Origin of the sequence: Maribacter arcticus, from assembly GCF_900167935.1 — a bacterium.
In the GTDB taxonomy this organism is placed as follows: Bacteria; Bacteroidota; Bacteroidia; order Flavobacteriales; family Flavobacteriaceae; genus Maribacter; species Maribacter arcticus.
In genome coordinates this window covers 127,614-139,787 of the sequence record NZ_FUYL01000012.1, presented here as the reverse complement: position 1 = coordinate 139,787, position 12,174 = coordinate 127,614, and the positions used below count along the sequence as shown (strand labels likewise).

Annotated in this window: 14 protein-coding genes; 12 read left to right on the top strand and 2 right to left on the bottom strand. The window is 34.4% G+C overall.

Annotation, left to right across the window (positions count from 1 at the left end):
* The 9 genes from B5X55_RS17330 to B5X55_RS17290 form a co-directional block, all read left to right on the top strand.
* On the top strand, nt 1–303 hold a 303-nt coding region (locus tag B5X55_RS17330; RefSeq protein ID WP_234999783.1), incomplete at its 5' end, for an integrase core domain-containing protein.
* 73 nt (nt 304–376) lie between these two features.
* Nucleotides 377–886, top strand: a complete 510-nt coding sequence (locus tag B5X55_RS17325) for a hypothetical protein (RefSeq protein WP_079514237.1) — start codon at nt 377–379, stop codon at nt 884–886.
* A 332-nt stretch (nt 887–1,218) separates the two neighbouring features.
* Complete coding sequence (locus B5X55_RS17320; protein WP_079514235.1) at nt 1,219–1,401, top strand: hypothetical protein; 183 nt, start codon at nt 1,219–1,221, stop codon at nt 1,399–1,401.
* Nucleotides 1,401–1,976 carry an ABC-three component system protein gene (locus B5X55_RS17315; RefSeq protein ID WP_079514233.1) on the top strand — a complete coding sequence of 192 codons (576 nt, stop codon included), beginning with the start codon at nt 1,401–1,403 and terminating at the stop codon, nt 1,974–1,976. Before B5X55_RS17320 ends, B5X55_RS17315 begins: the two co-directional genes overlap by 1 nt.
* Complete coding sequence (locus B5X55_RS17310) at nt 1,973–2,491, top strand: ABC-three component system middle component 5 (RefSeq protein ID WP_234999782.1); 519 nt, start codon at nt 1,973–1,975, stop codon at nt 2,489–2,491. Before B5X55_RS17315 ends, B5X55_RS17310 begins: the two co-directional genes overlap by 4 nt.
* A 19-nt stretch (nt 2,492–2,510) precedes the next feature.
* The gene (locus B5X55_RS17305; protein WP_234999781.1) at nt 2,511–4,397 is read left to right on the top strand and encodes a coiled-coil domain-containing protein; all 1,887 of its coding nucleotides are present in this window, start codon (nt 2,511–2,513) and stop codon (nt 4,395–4,397) included.
* Between the two features lie 179 nt (nt 4,398–4,576).
* Nucleotides 4,577–5,455 (top strand): hypothetical protein, encoded by an 879-nt coding sequence (locus B5X55_RS17300; protein WP_079514229.1) that lies wholly within the window; start codon nt 4,577–4,579, stop codon nt 5,453–5,455.
* Between the two features lie 103 nt (nt 5,456–5,558).
* A complete protein-coding gene (locus tag B5X55_RS17295) occupies nt 5,559–6,479 on the top strand; it encodes an MBL fold metallo-hydrolase (protein ID WP_143814529.1) in 921 nt (306 codons plus the stop codon).
* 14 nt (nt 6,480–6,493) lie between these two features.
* Nucleotides 6,494–7,036 (top strand): DinB family protein, encoded by a 543-nt coding sequence (locus B5X55_RS17290; RefSeq protein WP_079514253.1) that lies wholly within the window; start codon nt 6,494–6,496, stop codon nt 7,034–7,036.
* 79 nt (nt 7,037–7,115) lie between these two features.
* On the opposite strand, the gene B5X55_RS19170 is transcribed toward B5X55_RS17290, so the two are convergent.
* Nucleotides 7,116–7,250 (bottom strand): hypothetical protein, encoded by a 135-nt coding sequence (locus B5X55_RS19170; protein ID WP_262494169.1) that lies wholly within the window; start codon nt 7,248–7,250, stop codon nt 7,116–7,118.
* Between the two features lie 234 nt (nt 7,251–7,484).
* Between B5X55_RS19170 and B5X55_RS17285 the strand changes: the two genes are divergently transcribed.
* Entirely contained in the window at nt 7,485–8,723 is a 1,239-nt protein-coding gene (locus B5X55_RS17285) for a DUF2130 domain-containing protein (RefSeq protein WP_079514225.1), read from the top strand.
* A 19-nt stretch (nt 8,724–8,742) separates the two neighbouring features.
* Here B5X55_RS17285 and B5X55_RS17280 read toward each other — a convergent pair whose 3' ends face one another.
* Nucleotides 8,743–8,952, bottom strand: coding sequence for a hypothetical protein (locus B5X55_RS17280; RefSeq protein WP_079514223.1), 210 nt, complete (start codon nt 8,950–8,952; stop codon nt 8,743–8,745).
* 519 nt (nt 8,953–9,471) lie between these two features.
* Between B5X55_RS17280 and B5X55_RS17275 the strand changes: the two genes are divergently transcribed.
* Together B5X55_RS17275 and B5X55_RS17270 are read left to right on the top strand one after the other, a co-directional pair.
* A complete protein-coding gene (locus B5X55_RS17275) occupies nt 9,472–9,768 on the top strand; it encodes an immunity 53 family protein (RefSeq protein ID WP_079514221.1) in 297 nt (98 codons plus the stop codon).
* 218 nt (nt 9,769–9,986) lie between these two features.
* Entirely contained in the window at nt 9,987–12,146 is a 2,160-nt protein-coding gene (locus tag B5X55_RS17270; RefSeq protein WP_079514219.1) for a cation:proton antiporter, read from the top strand.
* The last annotated feature ends 28 nt before the right edge of the window (nt 12,147–12,174 follow it).

Genomic DNA, 12,174 nt, shown 5'->3' with positions numbered 1-12,174 from the left:
ATTGACCGGCTTATTCATCACTCCGACAGGGGTATTCAATATTGCAGTAATGTGTATACTCAAATATTGAAAAGAAAGAAAATAGAAATCAGTATGACAGAAGAGAACCATTGCTACGAAAACGCCCTAGCCGAAAGAGTAAACGGTATTCTAAAAGATGAATTCTATCTTGACCAAACCTTTACCAGTGTGGTCCATGCTAAAAAAGCAGCCAAAAACGCAATCAAGTTATACAACTCTAAAAGATTGCATTTATCTTTAGATTATAAAACACCTAATTACGTGCATCAATATGCCGCTTAAAAATAATATTAATCTGTAGCCGTATTTTAGGACGTGACATTTCTAAAAAAATAACAAAACAGAAACCAAGTACATGAAAAAAGGAGTTTTATTACTAATTGCGATTCTCTTTGTGAGTTACACTTTCGGTCAAAATAAGATAAAGACATATCTCCCAGATGGAACAGATTACGCGGGGTCTGGGACAACAATAAACCAACTGAATAAGGAATTTGAAGAACATGGTAGAGTTTACACCTATGATGCTGACAACGGAGATTCAATGTCTATGGTCGGTTTTAAACTGTTTACAAACGAGCCATTATGGGTTTTAACTGATGATAAATCTACTATTCAAAAATCTATAGAAAGTTTCAATGTTGATGATTTCCTTTATTCGTACAAATGCGAAATGGAAATAGAAAAATTTATTAAAAAAGGTACTCTTTCTGATATTTTCATTCTAGAAACATTAGGTCAACCTGATAATAAGTCTAAATATTTTGATGAAGATATTCAGATTGATTTATGGACTTATCGAGATATCGGAACGACGCTGTCATTCAGGAATGGAATAGCAAAAAGTTATACCAAAACGGAATAAAACGTGTGCCAACAATGCCTATAGCAAATAGGGCTAAAAATCGGTATGCTTTTCGGTTTTGTCTTCTGTGCCAAAACCGGCATACACCCGCTCACCAATTTCGTAACATAAAAATGAAGTTTTCTTACAACTTTACGGAAACCCGTAAGAAAATATACCATATTCTTCTTTACCTTGCAGTAGACCAAGCGAAGTACACTCCCCTACTGCTTTAGCGCAAATTATTTTATAAAATAGATATAGGTACTATTACATATAATATCTTGATATTAATAAGTATATATAATTGTACATATACTCGTACGTTGTACACAAGCTAAATAAACCAAACTATGGAAGATAATACTACAAAAATTATTATAGCAGTTATTGCTCTCGTTACAGCAATCATTGGTGGGGCTTTGATTTCAATCAATAAATCTCGAAAGCGAAATACAAAGACTAACCAAGACAATATTAAAATAAAAGGAAATAAGAATAAAGTAATTGGTGGTGACGATAACTCTAAAGGTTAATGCTAAAAAAGACAAATCAAAATAACGCCAATATTTCAGGCTCAAAGAATAAAATAATAGGAGGTGATGATAATTCACAAACCAATAATTACCTTGGTTCAAATGGAAAATTATCCTCTCTGTTTGAAAAGCTTAAAGGGAGTGTTGATAACAGCGAAGAAATAGAAAAAATATCAAATAATCTGAAAAGATATACTACACGTAGAGACACAATTGGTCTTGAACAAAAATTAATAAATGCAGACAAAAGTTACTTGTATGAAGATTTTGCTTGGCTAAAACAAGAGTTTCACAAAAAGCTTGTTTATTATCAAAATTATGAACCAGCTCAAGAAATATTTGCCTTTATTTTAGCAATAGTACTTGAAAAATACATCAATCTAATTAAACCAATGTTACGCGAAGGGATAGCAGAAAGAGAAATATTAGCAACTATATCAAATGATGTTGTAAAACCGATTTTAGATTTAATCGAATCAGAAGGATGTGACGATATAATTGGTTTATCATCAACTGAAATTCAAGGAATGTTTCATTATCTAACAGGCAATTGCCACATAAACTGGAAAGTATGATTGTATATCAAAAAGCATATGATTTATATCACACAGTTTACCGAATGATGAAACTGCTTGCTCATTTTAAACAAGATGGATTAATAGAAATAGATAGGTTACGAATTTGGGATTACTATTTACTTTATCCAAATAAGATGAAGAACATAAGATTGAAACGTGAAGAAAAAGATGTCAAACAAATCATTAATAATTTTATCATAAAAGAAGACAATCCATACGAAATGGTTATAAACGACCGAAAAATGTTTGAAAAAATTAAACCTTATCAAATGACAGCTATAAAATGTTTAGCCTCATATGGAATAGTGAACAAAGATTATCTTCAAGAAAACAGAATATCAAATATCAATAAAAAAATATTTGATGATTACGCTGAGGACTTTAAGGACGTAAGTGTTCAAGAGGAAAATGCAATCAAACTTTTAACAAGTCATTTTTATCAAATTTCATTATTTGGTGTTGATGGTTTAAAAAGTAGAACCGGATTATTAGAAAGTAAATATGATGCATAATAACCTCTTTTTTAATAGAATGAAAATTTACACCAGAAATGGTGAAATTGCTTATGATGAAACTTTTCATAAAGGGATTAATATTATAAGAGGTAATAATAGTAGTGGAAAATCTACTATCACTCATTTTATGTTCTATGTACTAGGTGGAGCTTTTAATGATTGGGTAAAAGAAGCTAAAAAATGTTCCTATGTAATAGCTGAGATAGAGATAAATAAGGCACCACTAACCTTAAAAAGAGAAATAAATCTTAATAAATACGGAAAAGGAAACAAAACTGAAGGGTTATTTATTTTTTGGGGAACTTTAGAAGAAGCCGAAAAAGAAACCGAAGGTTGGCAAAAATTTAATTTTAATACAACCGATAATAAAAAAAGTTTTTCCAACGTATTATTTGAAAATCTCGACCTTCCAATCGTAAAAGGAGAAAATAACATCACATTTCATCAGATACTTAGGCTACTCTATTTAGACCAAGATTCACCCACAAATTCTTTATACTATTATGAAGAATTCGATACTACATTAACTAGAGAAACTGTTGCTGACTTATTACTTGGCGTTTATAAACAAGAATTATATGATAAAAAACAAAGAAAAGTTGAAGCTGACAAAGAACTTGATGAAACCAAGAGAGAGATAAAAGTAATAAAGCGTTTTATTCAGAATCCGTATGACCTAATCCCAAGTAGTTTAAATCAACGAATTACAGAGAAAGAAAAAGAAATTTATCAAATTGAAAGTGATATTATTGAATTAAAAAACCAAGAGAAAAAAGTTCGTTTCACTCAAAAGACTCAACTAGACTTTGAAAAGCTAAATACAGAAGCAATTGCACAGCGCCAAAAGGTAAAAAAACTTGAACAACAGATTAAGAACTTTTCATATGAAATAGAGGATACCGATTATTTTATTGAAGCACTAAAAAACAAACTTAAGGCTTTGAATAAATCAATTTTGACTCGAGATTTATTAGGTAATTTTCCTATACAAAATTGTCCAGAATGCTTATCCCCTATTGAACCAATTGAAAATGAAAATATCTGTAAACTATGTAAAACTGACATTGATGATAGTTTCGGTATAACTCAAGCAAGAAAAATAGAACAAGAAATTGATTTCCAAATTAGAGAATCAAAAAATCTTATATCTATTAAGAAAAGACAACTGTTAGAATTACAAGCTGAATTAGAATCAAATAAATTAGAGTTGTTTCATATTCAACAGAAAGTTAATAGCAGTATTAATGATGTAAAAACAATAAGGCAAGAAAAGTTAGATCAATTATATGTAGATAAAGGGTTTATAGAAGGAGAAATAATTCAATTAAGAACACTTTTCGAAAATGCTGAAATGTATCAAAGTCTAATAAAACTTCAGTCTGATTTAGAACAAGAGATTGAAGCTTTGGATTTTTCAATTAAAAAAATATCAGCCGAACAAGAGAAACTAAAATTAGACATCAAAGATATAATTGAAAAAGAAGGAGTATACCTTTTAAATAATGACCTTAAGAGACAAGAGGATTTCTATCAAGCTAAAGAATTTCACATTGATTTTAGAAATAATATGGCTTATATATCTGACAAAGACGCTAAATATTCAGCCAGTTCAAGTTTTTATCTAAAAATTTCAGCAAGATTTTCTATTTTCCTTGCTTCACTTAGTATCGAAAGAATGCGATACCCAAGGTTTATTTTTTGTGATAATATGGAGGATAAAGGTATTGAAAAAATAAGAGCTGAAAATTTTCAAAAAATACTCGTAGAAGAAGCTGAAAAATTTGATTCAGAGGACTATCAAATGATTTACACAACATCTTTTATTCCAGAGGAATTAAATATTGACAAATATACAGTTGGTGAATTCTATACTGAACAAAATGCGAGTTTAAAAAACGTATAAAAAGCCAGTGTACAACAATTTACTGAGAATCAAACTTAAGATGTATATAAAAAATAGGCGAAATAGTAGTAAAATCAAGATTTTTCCCTCGCATCAAACCTTGTCCTTAACCGAAAGTTTGGTGCTTCGTATTCGCCTACTTTCCATATACTAACCGTAAGCAATTAAAAAGAACATAAATGAAGCAACTATCGACTTCAGCTTTCGCAAAGCAAAGAGACATAGACTCTAAAGAATTATTTAATGACTTAAATTCAAGAGGTTGGATTTATAAAAAGGACGACCAATGGCATTTGACCAAAGAAGGAAAAATGGCGGGAGGTGAAATGAAGTACAACCCAAAATTTGGAGAGTATGTGGTTTGGCCTTCAAACCTTGACCTAAATAAACAAGTTAAATCGAGCCAAACTCTAAGTTCAACAAAGATTGGAGAAAATTTTGAGGTTTCTGCTCAACGAATAAATGCTATTCTAGCCGAACTTGGTTGGATTGAAAAATCAAATGTTGGAGGATGGGAATTGACAAAATATGGTAAACGTCTTGGTGGTTTTGAAATGGAAGCTCAAAATGGATCACCTTATGTGATTTGGGATGAATCAATTTTGACAAATAAAAGTCTATTGAACTCAGTTGATGCGGCCACTGGCAAGAGTTATGAAGATGAAGAAATTAGTAAGGAACCGACTTTTGATACGGATGAATTTCGAAAAAAACATGAAGCGAAATACCGAACCCAAGATGGTCACAGAGTACGCAGTCGAGCGGAAGCTATGATTGATGATTATTTATATAACAACGGTGTCGCTCATGCATATGAGAGAAGACTTCCTGGGATTGATGAAGAGGTAATATCAGATTTCTACATTCCAGCTGGTAAAGTATTCATAGAATTTTGGGGGATGGAAGAAAACGAAAAATATCAGGAAAGAAAAAATAAGAAGTTAGAAATCTATGCTGATAACAACTTTAATCTTATAGAACTTAAGGACAAGGACATTGAAACAATAGATGACGTTCTACCTAGAAAGTTGAAAAAATTTGGTGTTAAAGTAATTTAATAAAATTGCTTACAACAATGGCTATAAAGCATAGGCCTAAACAACCAAACCTTTCCTAAACTTCATATACCAAACGTTAAAGTCTCAATGAAAATCAATCATCATGAAACAAATCCAAATCCTAACCACTTTTCTCCTAATAACCACATTACAAACCCCTCTCCTCGCCCAACAAGACAACTACATTGAAGAACCCGTTGATTTAACGATTCAAAATTGGATTCATGGTACTGAAAACTGTGAAGATACTACTGACCCACCAATTCAGGTGGTTCAATACACTAGCACTACGTGGATTTTACGTCAAAACAAATGCGCAAATTATGAAGCGCCTTTCATGTATCTTTTTATTGGCGAGGATAAAGCGTTATTAATGGATACGGGTGCTACGAAAGATAATGACCTCTTCCCGCTTTACAAAACAGTACATCAACTAATTAGCGACTGGTCTGAAAAAAACGGAGACGTTGAATTAATTGTAGCGCATACGCACAAGCATGGTGATCACTATGCAGCAGATGGTCAGTTTAAAGGGAAACCAAATACAACCGTTGTCGGTCTAGAAGTTGAAGAGGTAAAGAACTTTTATACCATCTCTAATTGGCCAGAAGAAATTGTAGATTTTGATTTAGGCAATCGATTACTAAAAATAATACCGATACCTGGTCATCAAGCTTCTTCCATTGCGGTCTATGATACGGCAACGAAAATTCTATTGACTGGAGATACATTTTACCCGGGTAGGTTGTACGTGAACGATTGGAATGCTTTTAAAATGAGTATTGAACGACTTGTGAAATTCACTGAAACTAATGAGATTTCAACAATACTTGGTAACCACATTGAAATGACGCAAACACCCGGTGTTGACTACCCAATGGAAACGATGTACCAGCCGAAAGAACACCAACTTCCTTTAAGCGTGCTAACTTTAAAAGAACTTTCAAGCGCTCTTACAGCATTGGGAGACACCCCAACAAAAGAAGTTCATGATAGTTTTATTATATATCCGGTTGATTATTAAATGTATTGAATACCATGAAACAGACACTCATTCTAGCAACGCTATTATTTTTTAGCGCAACCACAACCACACTCCTCGCCCAACAAGACAACTTTCTTGAAGACGCTATAGAGCGTTTAGAAAACTCACGTAACTACTTGTTGCTCGTGGCAGAAATGATGCCAGCAGAAAAGTATGCGTACAAAGCAACAGAAGAGTCCTTAAGTTTTTCAGAGAACCTAATGCATATCGGTTTTGCGCTAGATTGGCACAGCCAGTCACTCATAGGTGACAGAGAAGCACGCGTATACCAAACCGACACCGTTTTTAAACCTGCCAACAAAACAAAGGCAGAAATGATGGCACGTATCGACCAAACCTTTACCGAAGCCATTACACTACTAAAAGATTTCGAACCTGCGCAATTAAATGATGAGCTAGATTATTTTGGGTTGAACAGAAGTAAACGCCAAATAGTTATGTTATTGGCAGACCATATTACCCACCACAGGGCACAAATGTTGGTGTCTATGCGATTAAATGGGTTGGTACCGCCTAGATATGTGTTGTATCAATAAGTAGGGCAACATTGAAATACGCATACGGGGGAATCTGAGTAAACTATTGTTGTTTGTAGCATATAAAAAACCCAAGTAGCTACTCTTGCTTTTTCTTATCGTTCTTCATTAAACTAAGTACGATAAGTACAAGTGCTAAACATACGGCTCCGAAAACAGCAATTAGAATAACGCCGTAGCTCCAGTTAACAAGGGGTAGATTCTGTAAAAACATAGGTCGGTAATTTATATTCGAACAAATGTATACTTCAATGACAACCCAACATATGACATTTGTCAGGATTTCAAAAAATAAACAGCACCCTTCAATGGGCATAATCTAAGAGAACTGTTGAAAACTATACCGCTTACTATTGCTTAACCGTGTATAGGTTTATATCTTTATACACTGGTCTTATTTCATACTAGAACGACGGAGAACCCACAACGCAAACGTATTTAAACAAACATGGTAGATAAAATAAAATGTCCTAATTGTGGTCATGAATTTGATGTAGAAGAAGCGCTATCTGGTAAAATGCAGGCGCATTTTAAAGCTGAATACGAACGTAAAGTGGCTGAGCAGGCAGAGAAATTCAATAAAGAACGTGGTAAACTCGCCCTTGAAAAAGAGGAGTTCGAGAAGAAGAAAGAAAAAGAGAACGAGCTGTTTAAAGAAAAGCTTGAACAACGCATCGTAAAAGAATCGGAGAAAATACAACGGCAGACCAACGAGACTTTTGAGCAACAGTTAAAAGCCCTACAGCAAGAGAACGAGAAAAAGAAAGAGGAAAATAGGGCCTTACGTTCGCAAGAAATCGATTTACTAAAACGGGAGAACGAACTGAAAGAAAAGGCAGAGGACCTTAAACTGAACGTTCAAAAAGAATTGCTTGAGAAGCAAACCGAAATAGAGGAAAAAGCCAAAGCCAAAGAACGCGAATCGATGGCGATGAAAGAAAAGGAATATCAAAAACAATTAGACGACCAAAGAAAGCTTATTGATGAAATGAAGCGTAAGGCCGAACAAGGTTCTATGCAAATGCAAGGCGAGGTACAAGAACTGGCACTTGAAGAGCTTTTAAGAGCCACCTACCCTTTCGATGATATAGATGAGATCGGTAAAGGTGTTCGTGGCGCAGATTGCGTACAGACCGTTATAAATTCGTTGCAACAAACCTGTGGCTCTATTGTATACGAGAGCAAGCGTACCAAGAATTTCAGTAACGATTGGATCAATAAACTAAAGCAAGACCAAATTAATTGCAAGGCCGATATTGCGGTAATCGTTACCGAAACCTTTCCACCAGACATGGACCGCTTCGGAGAAAAGAACGGCGTGTGGATCTGCGGATTCAATGAGGTAAAAAGTGTTTCATTGGTATTGCGAGAGTTGTTATTGAAAACACAATCGATAAAATCATCTGACGAGAACAAAGGCGATAAAATGGAACTGCTCTACTCGTACTTAACCAGTAACGAGTTCGTACAGAACATTAACAGAATTATCGAGAATTACGATTCTATGATCAAGCAATTGAACTATGAAAAGAAAGCGGCGTTCAAGAATTTTGCCGTTCGTGAAAAGCAGATTTGGGGCGTACAAGAAAATATAAACGTACTGTTCGGTTCTATAAAAGGTATTGCAGGTAATGCCTTATCGACTTCCACCATTTTAGAATTACCCGATGCCGAAATTGATGAGTAGCACTAAAACACTTTAGGTTTTATTCATCTTCTGAGTGAAATAGTTTCGATTTTGTATTAAAACGGGTCACCAGTCTATCTAGTGATTGTGAAACCCAAATTAAAAACACAGAACTAATGAATCCGGTTAAATTCGTTCCAGAACCATTTTCAAAATAGAAGATATTTAATAGGGAAGCTACCAACCCCATTATACCCATGGTCAAAAAAATAAATTTGTAAATTTTCATACTATTAATTTTTAATGTGAATTTGCTAAGGCTTTACCAAATGATTCTCCTAACTCGAAAAAATACCCGAAAGTTAGTAACGTCATGACCAAGAGTATGACCATGTACCAATAATAAGAAGTCTTTACTTTTTTCATACGAATTACTTAAATTAATGGTTGATTCTAATTATAGGTAGTTGTTTTTACAAGTTTGTTACAGTCTTAGTTGAAAATTTTAATTTGAACTACAAACTACCTGAAAACAAAGTAAACCCCAAGTAAGCTTGTCATTGAAGCGGTAATTCAGATGTACCCGATTTCACTTTTGGTGAATACCCCTAAAAAATAGCTCACCAGAACTAGAGCAATTTAAAAATAACAGCAAGAAAGGTTTAAATTTGGCTACATTTTCAAATTAACGATAACCCTTGAAACAACTATTTTGGATGTATTTTATCATCTGAATTAAGTGCCATTAAACACACCACGTTTCTTACACCAACCATTAATAACACTCAAGTTAACGAACGAATAACACATGGAAATTTTAGATTGGATACAAGATTGGTTTAAGAATAATTGCGACGGCAATTGGGAACATGGTGAAGTAATTCAAATAACCACGTTAGATAACCCAGGGTGGGAAGTTGAAATTGATATTTCGAATACTTCGATAGCTACCATGAACCTAGAATGGATCCTAAACGAAAAAAGCAAAGATGATTGGTACGGTGTAAAAATCATGAACCAAAAATTTATTGCTGCAGGTGATGCCGGCAAACTGAAATTTTTACTAGGCCTCTTTAAAGAGATGATAGAGAAAATAGAGGCGTAATACGATTGCCCGTAGTTGATTTGATTATAGCTTTTCGCTACCAAAATACACTCATCACCTTACCCTAATTTGACTATCGAATTATCCGTGATTATTGTCTAAGTTTACTTATTGGTTCTGAAATCTTTATGGACTTCAAAAACGTATATACAACTATCAACTACCTGTAAGAAGCAATCGTAATGCGTTTTACTAGAGCGTTGTAAAATGAGCATGCTATGATTGCATTGACCATCGTTGAAACGACCCTACCCTTTACCAATCCGGTACTGAAATTTCTATTGATACTGGTCATTATTCTATTTACCCCCATCCTTTTAAATAAGATAAAAATACCTGCCCTGCTAGGTCTTATTATCGCTGGTGCCGTAGTTGGTCCGAATGGATTTAATTTAATGGAGCGCGATAGTGGTATTATTCTTTCGGGTACGGCTGGCTTATTATACATTATGTTCCTTGCCGGATTGGAAATGGATTTGGTCGACTTTAAAAAGAACAGTAAAAAAAGCTTGGTTTTCGGTCTCTACACCTTTATCATTCCCATGGTACTAGGTATGGTAGTAAGCCTTTACATATTGAAATTTTCGATACCGACATCGATTCTTTTAGCGAGTATGTTCGCATCGCATACCCTAATTGCGTATCCGCTAGTGAGTAAATTGGGTGTTGCCAAGAACAGAGCCGTGAATATTACGGTGGGTGGCACTTTAATCACCGATACCTTAGCACTTTTGGTGCTTGCCGTAATTGTAGGTATGCATACCGGTGAGGTCAATGTAGCATTCTGGGTGAAGCTATCAGTTTCTATCCTCCTATTCGGGGCAACGGTTATATTGATTTTCCCCATTATTGGTCGATGGTTTTTTAAGCGGTTTCACGATAATATTTCGCAATATATTTTTGTATTAATGATGGTTTTTCTAGGTGCATTTCTGGCAGAAATTGCAGGTATAGAAGCTATTATCGGTGCATTTTTAACAGGCTTGGCACTCAACAGGCTTATTCTTCGTACTTCGCCATTAATGAACAGAATCGAATTTGTAGGCAATGCGATTTTTATTCCTTTTTTCTTAATTGGCGTAGGTATGCTAGTCGATTACCGCGTTTTCTTTAAAGATTGGGAAACCATTAAAGTTGCGGTAATAATGATCATTGTTGCCACATCGGCAAAATTTATAGCGGCTTGGTTAACACAAAAAACATTCAACTTTTCTGTAGATGAGCGTCGATTAATATTCGGATTAAGTAATGCCCAAGCGGCAGCTACCCTAGCTGCCGTATTAATTGGTTATAACTTAATTATTGGTGAAACCCCTACAGGAGAACCAATTCGTTTACTAAACGAAAGTATTCTGAACGGTACTATTCTAATGATACTATTTACATGTACCATTGCATCGTTCGTAGCTCAAAAAGGGGCCAAGAATATTGCCCTTTTAGAAACCTCTGATGCGGCAGCGTATGATGAAGAATATGTAGAGAACATACTAATACCAATAAACAATAGCGACACCACTGATGACCTCATTAATTTAGGCATCATCGCCAAATCTAAAAACAATACAAATGGACTGTATGCCTTAAGTATTGTTGATGATTATGAAATGGGAAGTTCTGCGGATAAGCATGCCCGAAAAATTCTTGAACATGCCACGGTAACCGCTTCGGCAACCGATAATACCATACATACCCTATTACGATACGACATCAATATTGTAAACGGAATTTCGAGTGTAGCCAAAGAGCATAAAATCACTGACCTCATCTTAGGGCTACATATTAAAAAAGGGCTTTCAGATTCTTTCTTAGGCAATTTAACCGAAGGTATTTTATCGAAATGCAACCCAACCACTTTAATATACAAGTCACATCAGCCATTTGGCACCATAAAAAGGCATGTAATTATTGTTCCTGCACATGCCGAGAAAGAAATTGGCTTTCCGTTTTGGCTAACCAAGGTTTGGAATATCGCCAAAAACTCAAGTGCTAAACTTATATTTTTTGCCACTAAAGAAACTAAAATAGCTGTTGATGCCTTGCAAGTAAAAAACCCGATAGCCTATGAATTCAAGGAATTTAAAGATTGGAATACTTTTTTAGAACTTAAAAGTGAATTTCAAAAAGATGATAATCTTGTTATTGTTTTGAGTAGAAAAGATAAGCCCTCTTATGATAGCAATATGAGCAAAATACCATCGTATTTAAATAAGTACTTCAACGCGATGAGTTATCTATTGGTCTACCCCATGCAAGTAGGTGCAAATGAAAGTTCACAAATTGACCTTACCAACCCAACATTAAAAGAACCGTTTGATAAAATTGATGAACTAGGGCAAACCATCGCTAAAATCTTAAAGCGAAAACACCCTAAAAATTAGGACCATATAGCATCCTTAAAATCAAACC